Annotated in this window: 14 protein-coding genes and 3 pseudogenes; 6 read left to right on the top strand and 11 right to left on the bottom strand. The window is 69.7% G+C overall.

Annotated features, from left to right (window positions below; genetic code table 11):
• The first annotated feature begins 224 nt into the window (after window positions 1-224).
• On the top strand, window positions 225-3,623 hold the full coding sequence (locus ACFV9D_RS35050; protein ID WP_385155705.1) for a hypothetical protein: 3,399 nt from the start codon (window positions 225-227) through the stop codon (window positions 3,621-3,623).
• 47 nt (window positions 3,624-3,670) lie between these two features.
• Here the strand turns inward: ACFV9D_RS35050 and ACFV9D_RS35055 are convergent, their stop codons facing one another.
• Together ACFV9D_RS35055 and ACFV9D_RS35060 are read right to left on the bottom strand one after the other, a co-directional pair.
• Complete coding sequence (locus ACFV9D_RS35055) at window positions 3,671-4,474, bottom strand: maleylpyruvate isomerase family mycothiol-dependent enzyme (protein WP_385155708.1); 804 nt, start codon at window positions 4,472-4,474, stop codon at window positions 3,671-3,673.
• 158 nt (window positions 4,475-4,632) lie between these two features.
• Window positions 4,633-5,730: a GlxA family transcriptional regulator gene (locus ACFV9D_RS35060; RefSeq protein ID WP_385155711.1), complete on the bottom strand. Its 1,098-nt coding sequence runs from the start codon at window positions 5,728-5,730 to the stop codon at window positions 4,633-4,635.
• A gap of 98 nt (window positions 5,731-5,828) precedes the next feature.
• Here ACFV9D_RS35060 and ACFV9D_RS35065 point away from each other — a divergent pair, with 98 nt between their 5' ends.
• Window positions 5,829-6,653, top strand: coding sequence for a dienelactone hydrolase family protein (locus ACFV9D_RS35065; protein ID WP_385155713.1), 825 nt, complete (start codon window positions 5,829-5,831; stop codon window positions 6,651-6,653).
• Between the two features lie 360 nt (window positions 6,654-7,013).
• Here ACFV9D_RS35065 and ACFV9D_RS35070 read toward each other — a convergent pair whose 3' ends face one another.
• The gene (locus ACFV9D_RS35070; protein WP_385155716.1) at window positions 7,014-7,577 is read right to left on the bottom strand and encodes a dihydrofolate reductase family protein; all 564 of its coding nucleotides are present in this window, start codon (window positions 7,575-7,577) and stop codon (window positions 7,014-7,016) included.
• 236 nt (window positions 7,578-7,813) lie between these two features.
• Between ACFV9D_RS35070 and ACFV9D_RS35075 the strand changes: the two are divergent.
• Window positions 7,814-8,430: pseudogene (locus ACFV9D_RS35075) on the top strand (IS5 family transposase).
• Window positions 8,431-8,451: 21 nt separating this feature from the next.
• Here ACFV9D_RS35075 and ACFV9D_RS35080 read toward each other — a convergent pair.
• Complete coding sequence (locus ACFV9D_RS35080) at window positions 8,452-8,577, bottom strand: hypothetical protein (RefSeq protein ID WP_385155719.1); 126 nt, start codon at window positions 8,575-8,577, stop codon at window positions 8,452-8,454.
• A 210-nt stretch (window positions 8,578-8,787) separates the two neighbouring features.
• Between ACFV9D_RS35080 and ACFV9D_RS35085 the strand changes: the two genes are divergently transcribed.
• On the top strand, window positions 8,788-9,213 hold the full coding sequence (locus ACFV9D_RS35085) for a hypothetical protein (RefSeq protein WP_385155722.1): 426 nt from the start codon (window positions 8,788-8,790) through the stop codon (window positions 9,211-9,213).
• Between the two features lie 62 nt (window positions 9,214-9,275).
• On the opposite strand, the gene ACFV9D_RS35090 is transcribed toward ACFV9D_RS35085, so the two are convergent.
• The 3 genes and pseudogenes from ACFV9D_RS35090 to ACFV9D_RS35100 all read right to left on the bottom strand — a co-directional run bounded on the left by ACFV9D_RS35090 (window position 9,276) and on the right by ACFV9D_RS35100 (window position 10,908).
• Window positions 9,276-9,803 (bottom strand): IS5 family transposase, encoded by a 528-nt coding sequence (locus tag ACFV9D_RS35090; RefSeq protein ID WP_385155725.1) that lies wholly within the window; start codon window positions 9,801-9,803, stop codon window positions 9,276-9,278.
• 128 nt (window positions 9,804-9,931) lie between these two features.
• Window positions 9,932-10,024, bottom strand: a pseudogene (locus ACFV9D_RS35095) (transposase); the annotation flags it as partial.
• A gap of 302 nt (window positions 10,025-10,326) precedes the next feature.
• Window positions 10,327-10,908, bottom strand: coding sequence for a TetR/AcrR family transcriptional regulator (locus ACFV9D_RS35100; protein ID WP_385155729.1), 582 nt, complete (start codon window positions 10,906-10,908; stop codon window positions 10,327-10,329).
• A gap of 271 nt (window positions 10,909-11,179) precedes the next feature.
• Here ACFV9D_RS35100 and ACFV9D_RS35105 point away from each other — a divergent pair, with 271 nt between their 5' ends.
• The gene (locus ACFV9D_RS35105; protein WP_385155732.1) at window positions 11,180-11,563 is read left to right on the top strand and encodes a VOC family protein; all 384 of its coding nucleotides are present in this window, start codon (window positions 11,180-11,182) and stop codon (window positions 11,561-11,563) included.
• A 192-nt stretch (window positions 11,564-11,755) separates the two neighbouring features.
• Entirely contained in the window at window positions 11,756-12,922 is a 1,167-nt protein-coding gene (locus tag ACFV9D_RS35110) for a winged helix DNA-binding domain-containing protein (protein ID WP_385155734.1), read from the top strand.
• A gap of 375 nt (window positions 12,923-13,297) precedes the next feature.
• On the opposite strand, the gene ACFV9D_RS35115 is transcribed toward ACFV9D_RS35110, so the two are convergent.
• From ACFV9D_RS35115 to ACFV9D_RS35130, 4 genes and pseudogenes are all read right to left on the bottom strand, one after another.
• Window positions 13,298-14,011 (bottom strand): SDR family NAD(P)-dependent oxidoreductase, encoded by a 714-nt coding sequence (locus ACFV9D_RS35115; RefSeq protein ID WP_385155737.1) that lies wholly within the window; start codon window positions 14,009-14,011, stop codon window positions 13,298-13,300.
• Window positions 14,012-14,117: 106 nt separating this feature from the next.
• Window positions 14,118-14,377, bottom strand: a pseudogene (locus ACFV9D_RS35120) (IMP dehydrogenase); the annotation flags it as partial.
• A 429-nt stretch (window positions 14,378-14,806) separates the two neighbouring features.
• A complete protein-coding gene (locus ACFV9D_RS35125; protein ID WP_385155740.1) occupies window positions 14,807-15,880 on the bottom strand; it encodes an Ldh family oxidoreductase in 1,074 nt (357 codons plus the stop codon).
• A gap of 19 nt (window positions 15,881-15,899) precedes the next feature.
• Complete coding sequence (locus tag ACFV9D_RS35130) at window positions 15,900-16,424, bottom strand: thiamine pyrophosphate-dependent enzyme (RefSeq protein ID WP_385155743.1); 525 nt, start codon at window positions 16,422-16,424, stop codon at window positions 15,900-15,902.
• Window positions 16,425-16,611 lie beyond the last annotated feature (187 nt).

A 16,611-nucleotide genomic window follows, 5' to 3' on the forward strand; every position in this document is an offset into this window, starting at 1 on the left:
ACGGAGCGATCAACGCCCACGACTCATCCGTCAGTTCATGTCGACGCACCACGAATAGAGCAACGAGCCGACGACTTTACGGACATGGCCTAGGGCCACCGCCTCGGGGCAGTTCCGCCGCGACCCTCGTACGGCAGCTGACGGAGCGCCACCTGGGCGGCTCGCCCGAGCGCTGGCGCGGACTTCACGACGCTCTCGCCACATCATCGGGCACCCTGCCGGAATTGATCGCGGCCCGCCCCGCACCTGACGCCAAGGGGACACCCCCGGCCCCGAAGTCGGTGTGCGGCACGCTGGAGCTGCTCCTGGAGCAGGCGACGCCCGAGCACGCCGCGGCTGCGCTCACCGCGCTGCCGGATCGTACGGTGGAGACGATGCTCGCGGGCGGCTCCCTGCCCGGCCCGGTGTTGACGTCCGCGGTCACCCGGCACGGAGACAGCCGGACACGAGTCGCACTCGCCCGGCATCCACGCATCGACGCACGCGTCCTCAAAGACCTCGTCGCGGCAGACGACCCAGCGGCCAACGCGGCCGTGTACCGCAACCCGCGCTGCACGCCGTCCCTGCGGCGGATCATCGTCCACGCCCTGGACCGCGTTCCGCTGGACGAAGGACTGCGCGCGGAACTGCTCTCGCCCGCCGCAAGGGCGTCACGCAGCCGTACCGCCCCCCTGCTCGCCTGCGGCGATCCCCAACTGGTCGCCCAGGCGCTCGGCTGGGGTGTGCGCAAGGTGGCGCAACGTTACGCACTCCTGCGCGTCTGGGAGTGCCGGGGCGCCGACGCGGTACGCGCCATGCTGGGCGACCCGGCCGTCGTTCCTTACGTCCATGCGGACGTCCTGGCCGAGGTCACCGCCGCCCTGGACGTACCCGACGGTGCGGCGCTGCTGCGGGAGGGCGTCGAGCCCTACGACGATCCGACCGCGCTGCCGCGACTGCTCAGCAGCAGCCGCGGCACCAGCACCCTGCGTGATCTGCTCAACGAGCCGTACACACACGACTTCCGCGTACTGGCCGCCGCCAACCGGCAGACACCGTTCATGCCGAAGGCAGCACAGGAACTGGTACGGCACGAGGACGCCACAGACAGCGAACGCCGAGAGTTCCACCTGACCCTGCTGAACGAGCCCTGGCGGGCCGGCGGGCGGATCGCCGGCAATCTCACCCCACCGGCACAGCGCCTGGCCGAGGAGGTCTTGGACGACACGGCCGCCGAGTGGGCCCCGGGCGTGGTCAGGGCCGGCCTGCTCGATCCCGCCGAACTGGTCACGACGGCGAGGCCCGCCGCCCGCGCCCTGCAGGCCCTCCACGTCGTGACCGAGGAGGGATTGGGCGCGGAATCGGCCCAGGACGTGTTCGCGGGACTGGTCCGGCACCATCTCACGGGGCGGCCTGACGCCTGGCAAGTACTCCGGGAGATCCTGCCCCGGCATCCCGGTTCGCTGACCGAAGCCGTCCAAGAGGCCACCGGGACCGCCGACGGCGCTCAGCCGGTCAGGGCCATGACCGCCGTCGCCCACCCTGCCGACGCCCAGCACGCCGGCGCACAGCCTGGGGGAGCGGAGGCCGTGGACGCGGGTCCTTCGGACGCCCTGTCCACGGATGCAGCGCCTGCGGACGCGCGGTCCGCGGACACCACACCTGTACGGGCCGCACCCGACCAGCCGCCATCGGTACCCGACCTGCCGCCCTCGGCACCCGACCTGCCGCCCTCGGCACCCGTCGGCGAGCGGGGGCGCGCTGCCCTGGGCGCGATCGACCTGCTGCGCACACTCGCCCGGCCGAACGCTGCCCCGCTCCCCGACGACCCGGCAGTCCTGCGCTATCTGTCGGACAACCGGGCCGCCGACTCACCCGGCTGGCAACATCCGGACTGGCTGCGTGAGGCATGCCTCGCCCAGGGCCTCCACGACCTGGCCCACCGCTGCGACGCACCGACCCGCCAGGAAGCCTTGTCCTGGATCAAGGAAGCAGCGGACGCGCGCTCGCTCGCCCGGGTCGCCGAGCGGGCCTACCTGCACGGCATCCTGCAGACCGACGACCTGCTGGCCCATCTGCCGGCCGCACTCTTCCTTCGCCTGCAGCACGACTGGCAGGGCCTGGCCTTCGTCATGGCCTGGCGGAGTTCGCTCGCCTCGTTCCTCGAACGCGAGCTCGGAACCGAAGTGAAGGCCTGGCTCGGACTGGCCGCAGCCGCCCGGGACGTGGCAGCGACGGCCATTGACACGCGCGGACAGCAGACCGCAACCACCTGGCCCGAACTGCTCGACCGGTCACGCCTCGACAGCCGGAGCGCTGCTGACATGCTCAGTGAGGCATGCGAGGGCATCGGTACTCCGTCGACGTCTTGCTCCACGGTCGCCCCCACCACCGTGGAGGAGGCGCTGCATCTGCTCGCCCGCGGCGACCACCTGTGGGCCTGGCCGTTGGGGACACTGCTGTGCCTGGCCACACCCGAGGTCGTCGCGGCCCTTCTGCCTCACCTGGGCCCCGACGGGCCGTGGATGCTGGCCGCTTTTCTCCTTCGGCGCAGCCCGACGGAACACACGCCCTTCGAGTATCTGCTCTGCCTCCGTGACACGGGAGCGCTGCGGGTGCTCTCCGAACAACGCCGGTGGCTCGACGACAACGCGACACTCCGGTTGCTGGACCTCGCCGACCCCGATGTCGACCTTGCCGTGCTGCGGACCACGAGCGACCCGCGGGCACCCCGACGCATCGTCGCCCGCCCGGGCTCCCTGGCGCCCCGCCTCGTCGCTGAACTGCGCGCCGATCCCCTCGCCGAGGTCCCCGGCCACACCGCATGGCTGGAGTCTGCTGAACCGGAGCTGATCGAGCTCGTCTTCGAACGAGCGGGCAAGCGCCTCACCCTGGCGCAGCAACTGGTGGGCTGCCTCAGCCTCCTGTGTCACGCAGGACGTGAGCGCCTGGCCGCCCTGGCAGACAGCGGAAGGCTCGGGGCCACCGCGACGCGCCTGTGCCACAAGGCGCTCACGGCCGACGACCCGGCCGCGCCCCTCGCGGCGCGTGTGGAGAAGGAGCTGGCGCCGGACCGTCTGGGGCAGCGGCTGCGGCGGACGAAGGGGCACTGGCACACCCGCGAGATCCTCGACAGCACCCCCGGCACCCCACCATGGGAGGCACTGGAAGCGGAACACCGCCGAGAGCCGATCCCCGAATGGGAACACCTCGTCCGCCACCCCGAAGCCCCACACGCATTCACCCTGCGCAACGCGGAGCATCTGCACGAACTCTCACTCCGGACACTCCGGCAGGGGCGGGAGCTGGTCGTTGCGAGAGCCCGCCACGGCGTGGGCGGATACTCCCGCGAACCCGTGGACGCCCTGCTTGATCACCTTCTCAGGGCGGAACAGCTCACCGGTCGGGACCTGATCCGCCACGCGGCCCCGACCACGATCGTCCTGAGCTATCTCAACCGCGCACGCCGACGCTCCGACGCCCCGAAAGAGGTCCACAACGCCCTCTCAGAGGCCGCCGAGCTGGTGCGCGACCGCCTCGGTGACGAGCCCAGGACGTGGCAACGCCTCTACGCCGTGCTGACGGAACAGGCGTCGGACTGGGACCCGGAGGTGAGTACATCCGAGCTCATGTCCGCGCTGTGACGGCCCAGCATGTCCTCGGGCCGTGCGAGCTGGCGTAGCGTCACATCCTACTCAGCCGGGTCCCAGGCCAGGAGCTGGTCGAAGAGACGCCGGTCGCCGTCGACCTTCAGGGAGTCCACCGGAATACGGCCGTACAGGGCCAGGACCAGCTCACCGGCCGTGCCCCGGAGGGAGGCGTCGACCGTATCCGGGTCCTCGCCGGCAGCGGTGGCGGGCGTTGTGGCGAGTGCGGGGAGCCGGGCGGCCCGTGCGCCGTCGGCGGAGAGCATGAGGCGCCAGGAGCGACTCTCGGCGGCGCGGTAGTCCACGGCGGCGGGCTCGTGCGGCCAGGCGCTCGTCGTTGCGCAGCAGGTGGACAGGAACTCGTCGACACCGTCGAGTGCCACCTCGTCCGGCAGCGGCTGCGGGGCGCCCGCGGTGATCTGGGCGTCGTAGGTGTGCACCGCGATCTCCTGGAGCTGGCGTCGGGCGGCGGCACCGGCGGTCTGCGGCGACTGCGACGTATCCCACCAGGTCCAGCAGCCGCGATCCGGCCCGGACTCCCGCAGTGCGTCCAGTAGCTGCTGCGCCGATGCCGCCCACCAGTCCAGCAGGGCCTCGCGCTCCCGAGGCGCAACCGGGGCGCTCCATGCGGACTTGGCCGGGGGAGCGTCGGCAGGCCCTGCGGCGACGATGGCGGCCCACTTGCGGCGCCCCCCGCCCAGATGCTGCACCAGATCGAACAGCGTCCACTCGGGGCAGGTCGGCACCTGAACGTCGAGGCTGGGCGCGGAGGCAACTGCGGCGCGGAACGCGGTCGACCGTTCGTCGATCAGCCGCAGCAGATCGGGGAACTCCAGAGTCTGTTCCACTCCGGGTGTCTATCACCGCGCTCCGGCAACCGGACAGCGATTCTCGCAGCCGACACGGCCAGCGCGAGGCACGGGTGCCTTTCCATGCCGTCTGCGCCTAGGCCCTAGCTGCCTGGCGGCATCGAGGATCAGGTGCGCCGTCGCCCCCAGTCCTCGGACTACGTGTGTCGAGACCGGCGGAGCGGCAGTGCTCCACGCTGGTCGGTGGTGGCGGTACCTGTAGCGGTGGAGTCGGGAGCGAGGCCTCGCGTCTGCGTTCGTCGGTCCGAACCGTGGCGGTCGCCGCGGCGACGGAACATCGCGCGGTACTCTCGCGGCCGCTGGCCCGTGTGCCTGGTGAAGATGCCGCTGAACGCCCCAGTGTCGCGGTACCCGACGTCGGCGGCGATGCTTGCGATGGTCATGTCGGTCGTCTCCAGCAGGTGTCTGGCGCGACGTATCCGAACCGTCTGCAGGTACGTGAGTGGCGTCTCGCCGGCCTCCTCGCGGAAGCGGCGGAGCATGGTTCTCGTGCTGACGTGGAACTCCTGGGCGAGGGCGGGCAGGTCGTAGCGCGCGCCGAGGTTCTGGTCGAGCCACCGCTTGACGGTGAGGGAGAACTCCCTGCCCACGGTGGGGATGAGCCCGGAGTCGACGTAGGGAGCCTGGGTGGAACGTGCATCGTCGACAAGCGCGATACGCGCGGTGCTGCGGGCGACGCGGGGGCCGTCGTGCTCGCGGATGAACTGGAGCGCGAAGTCGTACATGGCACTGAAAGCCGCGGTGGTCGTCACCCCCCGGTCGGTCACGACCAAGCTCTCCGGGCGCAGGCGCACGTCGGCGTACCGGCGCGCGAACCGATCTGCGAACAGCCAGGACGTGGTCGCTTCGCGTCCGCCGAGCAGCCCGGCTTCTGCGACCAGGAAGGCCCCCACGCAGATCGATACGACAGCGGTCCCCGATGCCGCCTGTGATCGAATCGACGCCATTTCCGGTCCGAGTTTTGCCAGTGTCGCGTCGAGATCGACCGTGGGCGAGACCTCGAAGCCCGGCACGATCAGGACGTCGACGGGGCGGACCGCCGAGACGTCGAGGACGAAGCCGCCGGACGCGACCACATGCCGCCGGGGCGAGATGACCGACACCTCGTAGGCCGGCTGGACCGACCCTTGCGCCGCGGCGACATGAGTCGCCATGGCCAGGAGATCGGGGACTCCGTAGACCTCCGACGCGAAGCAGCCCGGGTAGGCCAGCACACCGACTCGAAGCGGACTCATGCGGCCTCCGGCGCCCTTGAACGGGCGGCGATATTACCCGGATACGTGGCGATGCCGCCGCTTCTCATGAGGGCGGCCGGTTCATCATCATCTCGGTCATGACAGTCATGCGAGGTCAGAATGATCCCCTGGACGATTTCTCACGGAGAGTCGTCAGCGTCGATGGCGCCGACAAGATCGTGTACGTCGCCGGGGCAGGACCGGCAGTCGTCCTCATGCCCGAGATGCCGGGTATCAGTCCCGACGTAGCGCGGTTCGCCCGTTGGGTGCGCGATGCCGGCTTCCACGTGTATCTGCCCTCACTCTTCGGCATCGACGGTGCCTATCCGCTCGCCGAGGCACGCGAGACCATCGTTCGACGCGCCTGCGTCAGCGCCGAGTTCCGAGCTTTCGCGGGCGGCGGCACCAGCCCCGTCGTCACGTGGCTGCGCGGCCTCGCTCGCCTTGCGCACGCCGAGTGTGGTGGGCCAGGTGTCGGCGCCGTCGGTCTGTGTTTCACCGGCAACTTCGCCTTGACCATGGCGCTCGAACCCGCTGTGATCGCGCCTGTCGTCAACCATCCGTCGCTTCCGCTGGACGACCCAGGCGGACTGGAGATCAGCGACGAAGACGCTGCCGCCGTGGCTGAACGCCTCACGCGAGACGGGTTGAAGGTTCTCGCCTACCGCTTCGAAAACGACACGTGGTGCACTGGCCGGCGGTTCGCGGCTTACCGAGCGCTGCTCGGGGACGCGTTCGACGGGCGCGTACTCGAAGCGGAGACGGCGAATCCGAACCCTCCGCCCTTCTTCCGCGACGTCGTCGGTTGCGCCCACAGCGTCGTCACGGCACACCTCGTAGACCAGGAAGGTCACCCCACGATGCAGGCCCGGAACGAGATCATCGCCTTCCTGGCCGAACGCCTCGGAGCGCAGCCCGAATAGGAACTCCTGACCCAGTGGCCGTCGATGAGGTGGGCTCCGCGTCGTGGAGCGCTGGCCGGTACGAAATGACGCAGCTCCCGTCCGCCCCGGACGGCACCCCGTTGTGGGCCTGCGGCGTCGAGCCCGGTCCCCCCGATATCACCGCTGCCCGCTGTACAAGGCTGCCGGCTTTGGCGGACAAGGGGCTGTATCGGTGCGGGCATCGGTATCCGGGTACCCGTCCGCCGCCCCAAGGGCAGTCCGAGCAGGCCCTGCACGCCGACACCCGCCCAACGAACGCCCTGATCAGAAACGTCCGCGCCCACTGAGAAGAGGGCACTGCCTGGCCCGTTCTTCCCCAGGGCTCGGCGGACGAGCCGGCTAACGCGCCACGCGGTAGCGGAGGTAGACGACTCTCGAGCCGAAGGTGCGGGTCTCGACGAGTGCGAGATCCACCCGGCGCTCGCTCTGGGGAAAGAACGGAATGCCACCGCCAACCAGCACCGGGTAGACCATGGCCCGGTACTCGTCGATCAGACCCAACGCGGCCGCCTCGGCGGCGAGAGTCGCACCGCCGATCGCGATTTCGCCCTCCCCCGGCTCGGCGCGCAACTGCTCGATCTCCTCCGCCAAGCCGCCGGAGGCCAGGCGGGCATTGCCCTGTACCGCCGACAGCGTGGTGGAGAACACCACCTTTGGGAGCGGCTTCCAGAGATCGGTCCACTCGCGCTGTGAGTCGTCGAGCGTTGGATCCTGGTCGGCGGTCTCCCAGTACAGCATCGTCTCGTACAGCCGTCGTCCCAACAGGTGGACGCCGACCCCTCGAATGTCGTCGATCCAGAAGCGAAAGATCTCCTCGTCGGGCACTCCCCAGTCGAAGTCGCCGTCCGGCCCGACGATGTAGCCGTCAAGTGAGATGCTCATCGAATAGGTCACGCTGCGCATCAGAAGTCCTCCTTGATAACGGCTTCCACCGTACGACCGCAGGACGCCGCGGAACTCATCGCGACTCGCGGGATCCCCTGGGCCGTCACCTCACGAGATCAATTCGTTGAGAAAACCTCAGTGGCTCCGAGCTGCCGTGTCGCGCTGCGCTGATCGACCTCAGGGGGTATGGGCTGTCCCGGGGCGGCCTAGGGCCTGTTGCGAAAGTGGATCTTGGTCGTGAATGAGCACGCCTCGTGGGACGTGGGGATCTGACGAATGGCCAGTGGGTCCGGCTTGAGCCGATGCTGCCGCGGGGCATCAAGTCGGGCCGTCCGCGGGTATGGACGCGGAGGCAGTTGATAGACGGCATACGGTGGCGGACGCGGACCGGTGCCCCGTGGCGGGACGTGCCCGAACGGTACGGGCCGTGGGACCGGGTCTACGACCTCTTCCGGCGCTGGCATCGGGACGGTACCTGGGCCCGGATCGTCACCCGGCTCCAGGCCGAGGCCGACGCGAAGGGCCTGATCACCTGGGAGGTGAACGTCGACTCCACGGTCTGCGGGGCCCACCAGCATGCCGCCGGGGCGTCGAAAAGGGGGACCTTCAGAAGGAGCCGCCTGGCGGGATCGCCGTCGAGCCGGCCGACCACGGCCTCGGACGCTCCCGTGGCAACCGCACCTACCTGCGTAGACGCGGGATCACGGCCACGATCCCCGTGTCGGCGGACCGGGTCCGCAATCGACTGAAGCGCGGTTCGCGCGGCATCAACCGGCTCAAGCGCCACCGTGCAGTGGCCACCCGGTACGACAAACTCGCCGTCCGCTACGAGGCGACGGTGCTGGTCGCAGTCCTCAACGAGTGGCTCTGACCAGGGCATCCGCGCCGGACGCTAGCGACGGTTCTTTCGGACGTCGCGCCGGAAGTGCTCGAAGCCAGCGCGCAGGTTGATGTACTCGAGGGCGAGTCCCGCACCGCGAGCAGCCCACTTCACTGCCTTCACCAGGACCTCGTCCACGGCATCCTTCTTTCTGCGGCCTGCATTTCCCCTTCAGACTCCGCTACGGCCCAGAAGGTTGCGCGGCTGTCATAGGGCAAGGTGCCCCCGAGTGCATGTTCCCGGGCGAATCGCCGGTTTGCGACAGGAGCCGAGGCTTTCGCAACAGGCCCTGGGGCGTGTATCGAAAGTCGTTTGGTCCGCTTGTCGGACACGCCTACCCTCTGGCCCATGATCCAGATGAGGCATGAAGGGTTGCGCAGCTATCAGGTGGGGCCAGTACACGCGGAGCTTCGCGCGCTCACGGTAAGTGACGATCGTGAAGGTATGCTCGAAGGGACGCCGCACCTGCACCGTCGCTTTCGTCTGATGGGCATCGAGAAGGCGATGGCAGCGGCGCCGCATTTGTATGTGCACGATCTCGACAAGCTCCGAGCCGATGCGGAGGGGCGGGTCGAGGAGTGGCTGCCGCGAGAGGCGGTTCATGCTCGACTGACGTCATGGTGGAAGCCTGAGAACATTGCAGAGTTTGGGCACACGGAGCTCTCGGTGATGTGGTTCCAAACGGCTGCGCAGGATCCCTTCGCCCACCTGGCCACGATCGTGCGTCCCCTGGACTGGGCTTCACTTGCCAGGTTTATCCCTTTTGAGGACTAGGTGTCTATTGAGTGTGCCGGTCACAGCCATTCGTTGATGGCCGCTACGAGGACGGTCGCCTCCTAGCGGACCGCGAGGTTGTCGTACCTCGTGGCCACAGCGCGGTGTCTCTTGAGGCGGTTGATGCCGCACTCGACCGCGTGCCGAGCCTTGTCGTCCGGCGGGTCGAACTTTGGCGGCCGGCCGCCGCGCGAGCCACGTTTCTTGCGGTTGCGTGACTGATCGGCCTTGTCCGGGATGGTGCAGCGGATCCCGCGCCGCCGCAGGTAAGCGCGGTTCTTCCGGGAGGCGTACGCCTTGTCGGCGCGAACACGATCAGGCCGCGTGCGCGGCCTTCCCGGCCCAAGACGCGGGACGCGGACCTTGTTCAGGACAGGTTCGACCTGAGGGGAATCGCTTCGCTGCCCGGCCGTGATCACGATGGACATGGGCTTCTGGTCCTGTTCGACGGCCAGGTGCAGCCTGCTGGTCAGACCGCCGCGCGAGCGCCCGAGCCCGTGGTCGTCCGGCTCGACGGTGACGCCGCCAGGCGGCTCCTTCTGTGGTTCCCCCTTTTCCTCGCCCCGGCGGCGTGCTGATGAGCCCGGCATACCGTGGAGTCGACGTTGATGTCCCAGGTGATCAACCCTTTCGCGTCAGCCTGGGCCTGGAGCGCGGTGAAGATCCGATGCCAGACGCCGTCCCGCTGCCACCGGCGGAACAGGTCGTATACCCGGCCCCACGGCTCGTACTCGATGGGGAGGTCCCGCCACGGGATGCCGGTGCGGACCCGGAACCTTATGCCGTCGATCAGCTGCCGCCTGGTCCACAGGCGGCCGTCCGGGTTTCCTGCCCTTCGGCAACAACGGTTCCAGCACCGCCCATTGTGCGTCCGTCAGATCTCCACGTGCCACGCCCTAGGTCGGGCCACAGTCCACGAGGGTGTCCACGTAGCCGCCGCAGTAGCCGCCCGGTCCGTTCGCGGCCTCGCCGAGTGCCGGATCGAGGGCCCGGTTCGTCGGTGATGTGCCAGCCGTCGAGCTCGTACGCGTGTCCGCATAGTCGGCCCCCTGCCTGGCCTGTTGAGCCCCACCGCGCCTCGGCGCCGCCGCCCCGGAGCTACCCGCCGGTTGGCTACCTGAGGTTGTCGTTGGGGATCAGGACGCGGCGAAGGATGGCTTCGATGCTGGTGCGGTCGGGGGGCGTGGTGGCGGCCAGGCCGCGGAGGGTGAGCCCGTTCATGGTGGCGGCGGCTGCCGTGGCGGTGACGCTGTCCGTGTAGTGGGTCAGGGCCTGGATGCTGAGCTCGACGTACCGGTCGGCGAGCTGGCGCAGAGCGGGGCGGCGCAGGGCGGCGAGGTAGAGCTCGAACTCCATGACCTGTTCGTCGCGCTGTGGGCCGAAACAGCCCAGCAGGACGTCGGTGAGGAGCACCGCCAGCTGGTCCGGAGTGAGGCCGGGCCGCTGGGCCACCCATTCCTCCAAGTAGGCGGCGTAGCGGTCGACGGCGCCTGTGAGGGCGGCCGCGATGAGGTCGTCCTTCGTGGCGAAATGGTAAGTGGTCGCCCCCAGAGGCACGCCGGCTTCTTCGGCGACCGCGCGGTGGGTCAACCCCTCGATTCCCCGTGCCGCGATGACCCGCTCGGTCGCCGCGGTGATCTCCTCCATCCGCCGCTGCGGATCGCGACGGCGCCGCACCTGCTTCTCGGTCGGCATGACCCCTCCTCTCCCAAAGGCAGTACGAACGTACTGTAACTCAATCCGATGCACGCCGCTCCGCAGGTCAGGCGCCGACGTGAGGGCGTGCGGAACCCTCGAGGCGAGATGCATCGCGCCGAAATTTTCCCTGATGTCCGTATTGCGCTCCACCTTGCTCAGTAGTACGGTACTAATGTACTAATCGGATGCCGGATCGTCCCGCACGGTAGATCGCCCCGCATCCGGACCACGGCCCACAGGTCGCACCCCCACCAAGGAGTACCCCCCCATGAAGGCTCCCGCCATCGCCCCATGCCTCGGCGTGAAAGACACCCAGGCGTCCGTCGACTTCTACGAGAAGCTCGGCTTCACCGGCCTGCCCGCCGGCAATGACCCCAACGACGACATCCGCTTGCTGCTCTTCGGAGACGAATTCGCGCTGATGGTGTACCGGGACGAGCACCTGCGTGAGTGGCTGCCTGTGCTCAAGGACCGCTCGCCCGGCGCGTTCGGCATGTTCTACCTGGCCGTCGACGACTTCGACGCTTACGTCAGCAAGATCCGCCCCCTGGTCAACGTCACCAAGGAGGCCGTCCATGAAGGTGTGTCGATCTTCTACTTCACCGACCCCGACGGCTACATCATCGGCGTCACCCAGAAGAAGAGTTGGTAGGCCCAGACGGCAACCATCGGGTGCCCGGCCCCGCGGCAGCGCGGCCGGGCACCCGATCGGCGCCTCCGCCCCTGAATCGGCGGATCCCGATCACCTGCCGACGCCTGCCAGCCCCCGCCCAGGCGACGGGCCGTCGACCTCCAAGCTCAGCACTGTTTGTCCTAGCCACACCGCTTCCCCGGAGCCGCCGTCATGACCTCCTTCCGCCGGTTCGTCGCCCCGGCCGAGCGCCGCTCCCGCCTCGCCCTGCGCCACCTGCTCACGCCCGCCTCCCGGGTGGACACCCCAGAGGAGGTCGCCGGGGCACTCGTCGGCCTCCACGCCACCGACCCCGCCACCGTGTTCCTGTCCGCAGCTGCCCGGACCACAGCACCAGGCGCCGCCGCGCTGGAGAAGGCGCTGTATGTCGAGCGGACTCTCGAACGGATACGGTGCATGCGCAACACCATGTTCGTCCTGCACGCTGACATCGCCCCGGCCGTCCTGGCCGCGAGCGGCCAGGACACCTACCGCAGCCGCGCCGCCGCCGTCGAACGCCTGCGGCAGGCGGCCGGCTGGGACGAGGCCCGCTACGTCGCGGCCGAACGAGACGCCCTTGCGATGCTCGCCGAGCGCGGTGAACTCTCCGCCGCCGAGCTGGCCGCGGCCGTACCCGCTCTGGCCGAGCAGATCACCGTTTTCCCCGGCAAGTCGTACGAGTCGCGCCAGCGCGTCTGCTCCACCGTCCTCGGGGTCCTCGCCGCCGAAGGCCGCATCCGCCGTGCCCGCCCGGCCGGGACCTGGACCTCCGCCCAGTTCCGCTGGGCACGGACCGAACCTCTGCCGCGCATCCCGCAAACCGAGGCGCAGGCCATCCTCGCCCGCCACTACCTGGCCGCCTTCGGACCGGTCACCGAGGCCGACCTGAAGTGGTGGACCGGCTGGACCGTGACCGCCACCCGCCAGGCCATCGCGGCCACCGGTGCCGAAGCCGTCGACCTCGCAGAAGGCACCGGATACCTCCTGCCCGAAGACCTCGAGCCCGTCCAGGACCCCCAACCCTGGACCGCCCTGCTACCCGGCCTCGACCCCGCCCCCATGGGTTGGCGACACCGCGACTGGTACCTCAACCCCGACCACGTCAAAGCCCTCTACGACCGCAACGGCAACATCGGCCCCACCGTCTGGGCCGACGGCCACATCGTCGGCGCCTGGGCACAACGAAACGACGGCACCATCAACCACCACCTGCTCACCGACGTCGGCCGCGAGGCCCGCACCGCCATCGAAGACGAGGTCGCCCGGCTCACCGCCTTCCTCGCCGGCACGCGCGTCACCCCCTCCTACCGCACCCCCCTCGAACGGCAGCTCGCCACCTGACACCAGCCCACCTGCCCACAGGTCTGAGCCGCGCAGCACATCGCAGCTTCACAGCGATGAACCTTCGGCTTCGTGGGTGCAGCTGGCCAACTATCGTCCGTGGTTACAGCAGTTGTTGTGATGTCGGATGTTCCGGTCCGTCAGGTACTCGGCTGTCACGCTCAACAGCGGCGCGATGCCGGCGCCCATCCCCAGCGGCACCAGTGGCGTGTCGTCGAGGCGTGGTCCATGACCGTGGAGTCGAACTGTCCGAACGACACCTCGAGGCGCACGCGGTGCCCGGGACCAGGGGGCCGATCGTGCGGGTGAAGTCACCGGTCTGGGTGCGTGCTGCCGCGCTTGTCGGCGGCAGGGCTTGTGAACGGACGGGTGCCGTCAGCCGAGCGGGACGCCGGTGTGGTCCTCCAGGGCTTGGATGAGGCGGGCCTGGAAGCCTTCGTCCTGCGCTGCGGGATGGGGTACCTGCGTCTGTTGGTGGTACCAGTAGCCGCCGGTGTGCGGGGTGACGTCGGGATGGGTGGCGAGCCACACCTGCGTTCGGTGCCCGGCGGCCAGATCGTCCGGGGCGCCGGCGCCGCCCATGCGGGTGGGCACCCACCCGGGGTCGACCGCGTGACTGGAGGTTGTCTCCCACCGGGACGCGAGCGCGAGGGCGAGGGTGGTGACCCACAGCTTGCTGTCGCTGTAGGAAGCCGTGCCGGCGACCAGCCGGCCGAGGTCGGTGGACCCGGTGCGGTGCATGGAGCTGCTGAGGTAGATGAGTCTTCCCGGCTTGTGCATCAGTGCCGTCAGCAGGTAGGGCGCGACGGTGTTGACGGTGACCGTGTCGGGGGAGTGCAGGACGCCGGCGTTGTGGATGACGGTGTCGAAGCGGCCGAACGAGGAGGCCTGCCGGGCGACGCCTTGGATCTCGTCCAGGTCGGCCAGGTCCCCGGTGACAACGCCCTTCCAGCGGACGGCATCGCCCGCGTCGGCCAGGCGGGCGGGGTTGCGGACGTGGATGACCACGTCGTGCCCGGCGTCAGCCAGCGACTTCGCCGCGTTGTGCCCGAGCCCGCTCGATGCCCCGGTCACCAGAATCAGTGCCATGTCCGTCATCTCTCGTTCTGTGGGGATGAGGTGCGGCCGGGATGCGGTCCCGGCCACCTGCCGCATACGGCTATTCGGTCCGCCGCGCGACGGGAAGTGCGTGGGTTCAGAGGGTGAGGAGAACCCTGGTCGCGCGTCGCTCGTCCATGGCCTTGTAACCCTCCGCGGCCTGCTCCAGAGGCAGGGTGAGGTCGAAGGCCTTGCCGGGGTCGATCTTGCGGTCCCAGATGAGCAGGATCAACTCGGCAGGAACCGGCGTACGGAGGCGGGGCCGCCCTCCATGTGGATGCCGGCGAGGAACAGGTCGAAGCCGGGGATGTGGACGCCGCAGTTGACGCCGGCGAAGCCCATGTGACCGCCGGGATTGAACGCCGACACGATCAGCGCGGAACCCAGGGTTGGGGCCTGGCCCGCGAAGCGGACGCCCAGAGCGATCAGGACCGGGGTGCCGACGAAGTCGAAGAGCCCGAGCAGGGCGAGCAACAGGAGCGTGGGGAGCGCGGAGCCCGACAGCAGGACGCGCGCCAGCAGGATCACGGTGGGCGACGCCGCGCCACGATGGTCGTCGCGTACGGGCGGATGTCACCCAGACGGCCCCCGACGAGGAAGCCCGCCAGGGCGCCGGCGCCGAATCCGACGAGCACCAGCGGCACGAGGCCGGCGGCGATACCCGCCTGGTCGGTGAGCAGTGGTGCGATGTCGAACGGTGAAGAACGGACGCGCCGCGCGCAGCTCTCACCCCTGGGGAGAACTGCGCGCGGCTTCCCTGTGGCCCCGGGCTTCGCCTCCGGCTCGCTAGCCGGCGGTGGCAGGCAGGGCGACGCCCCGGTCCGCCGCCACCTTGGTCAGCTGCTTCCAGACCTTGGGGGCGACGGGGATTCCGCCGGCTGTGCGGTCGGCGGCGGTCGCGGCGCTGCGTTCACCTGGGTAGAACACCGCGTCGGAACCGTCTGCCGGGGGCAGGGTCTTGAGGGTGGACAAGGTGGCGTCCACCGACTGGATGAAGGGCTCCGTGCCGCCGAAGGCGGCGGGGTCGAGGGCGATGAGCAGGGCGTTCTGGCGGTGCTTGCGGCCCTGGGGGTTGTCGGAATGGAAGTCGGCGAATATCGGGGCGCCGACGAGCACGCTGGTCAGGAGCTCGAAGGCCAGTGACATGCCGGAGCCCTTGGCTCCGCCCAGCGGCAGGGGCATGACCGCCTTGTCCGGGTCGGTGGTGGGGGTGCCGTCCTCGGTGGCGGCCGCGCCTTCGGGCAGCGGGGTGCCGGCCGCCTTGGCCTGGCGGATCTTGCCCAGTGCGATGGTGGCGGTGGCCATGTCGAGGAGGAGCGGGGCGTGGTCGGCGGCGGGGACGGCGATGGCGAGGGGGCTGGTGGCGACAGCGGCGCCCTTGACGCCGGTGTAGCCCATGTTGGGCATGCCGGCGACGAAGCCGATGCCGATGAGGCCGTGTTCGGCGATCTTCGACACGTAGTAGCCGATGGCGCCGGTGTGGACGGTCCGGCGGACGCCGACGGCGGCGATGCCGGTGGTGCGGGCGCGGTTCACCGCCTCCTCCGCGGCGGCGCTGAGGGCGACGGGGCCGGGGGCGCGGTCGGCGTCGAGGACGGCGGCGGCCGGGGTCGAGGACTCGATCGTGATGTCGGGCTTGGCGTTGGCGACGCCCTTGGCGAGGAGGTCGAGGTAGGCGGGGACGCGGGCGGTGCCGTGGGAGTCGACGCCACGCCGGGCGGCCCAGACGAACACGTCGGCGGTCGTACGGGCGTGCTCGGGGCTCAGGCCGCCCGTCTCCAGGAGCGCGGCGGCGAAGGTGCGCAACTCATCGGCGGGAACGAGGACCTTGCCCGGCTTGGGGGGCGGTGTGTCGGTCATGGTGGCGGGGCTCCTGGGGTCAGCGGGTGACGAGGACGTCGACGACCGCGGTGGTGCCGTCGGCCACGGCCTTGAGCGCACGTTCGAGGGCAGGGGCCAGCGCGTCGGAGGTGTCGACGGTCTCGGTGTGCATGCCGAACGGCTCGGCGAAGGAGGCGAGGCGCGGCAGCCGGTGCAGGTCGGTGCCCAGCCACTCGCCGGTCTCGGCCGCCGCACCCTCGGGGTAGAAGCGGCGGTGGTTGAGGTTCATCGACTTGTAGACGCGGTTGTTGAAGACCACGATCAGGACCGGGAGGTCGTACGCCCGGGAAGCGTCGTAGGACGGGATGACCGGGTTGTAGGTGAAGGCACCGTCGCCGACGGTGAACACCACGGGCCGCTCCGGTGCGGCCAGTTTGACGCCGAGCGCGACGGCGATGCCCTGGCCGAGGCCGCCTTGCACGTAGTAGTACGAGTCTGGGGCGTCGGTCCGCAGGTGTCGCTTGACGACCCGACTGTGGGTGATCGTCTCGTCCACGACGATCGCGTCCCGGCCGTCGAGCAACTGGCGCAGCGCAACTCCTTGCCAGCCAAATCCACCGTCACGCTGACAGCCTGGGCCAACGAGCACCCCCGCCTGCAGGCGGCATTCGCCGAACGCGCCGCCGTGCCGACCGGCCTACACACGCGCCAGCCTGCGCACCGCCATGCCCTGCCGGGACCGCATACGCCGACTCCCGATCCACGACATC

This window comes from Streptomyces sp. NPDC059875 (assembly GCF_042731085.1).
Classification (GTDB): domain Bacteria; phylum Actinomycetota; class Actinomycetes; order Streptomycetales; family Streptomycetaceae; genus Streptomyces.

Coding starts and splice junctions, on each gene's coding strand:
- ACFV9D_RS35085 (WP_385155722.1), top strand. CDS start 8,788: ATGATCCAGATGAGGCATGAAGGGTTGCGCAGCTATCAGGTGGGGCCA.
- ACFV9D_RS35060 (WP_385155711.1), bottom strand. CDS start 5,730: ATGAGTCCGCTTCGAGTCGGTGTGCTGGCCTACCCGGGCTGCTTCGCG.
- ACFV9D_RS35100 (WP_385155729.1), bottom strand. CDS start 10,908: ATGCCGACCGAGAAGCAGGTGCGGCGCCGTCGCGATCCGCAGCGGCGG.
- ACFV9D_RS35125 (WP_385155740.1), bottom strand. CDS start 15,880: ATGACCGACACACCGCCCCCCAAGCCGGGCAAGGTCCTCGTTCCCGCC.
- ACFV9D_RS35115 (WP_385155737.1), bottom strand. CDS start 14,011: ATGGCACTGATTCTGGTGACCGGGGCATCGAGCGGGCTCGGGCACAAC.
- ACFV9D_RS35105 (WP_385155732.1), top strand. CDS start 11,180: ATGAAGGCTCCCGCCATCGCCCCATGCCTCGGCGTGAAAGACACCCAG.
- ACFV9D_RS35090 (WP_385155725.1), bottom strand. CDS start 9,803: ATGCCGGGCTCATCAGCACGCCGCCGGGGCGAGGAAAAGGGGGAACCA.
- ACFV9D_RS35070 (WP_385155716.1), bottom strand. CDS start 7,577: ATGCGCAGCGTGACCTATTCGATGAGCATCTCACTTGACGGCTACATC.
- ACFV9D_RS35065 (WP_385155713.1), top strand. CDS start 5,829: ATGACAGTCATGCGAGGTCAGAATGATCCCCTGGACGATTTCTCACGG.
- ACFV9D_RS35110 (WP_385155734.1), top strand. CDS start 11,756: ATGACCTCCTTCCGCCGGTTCGTCGCCCCGGCCGAGCGCCGCTCCCGC.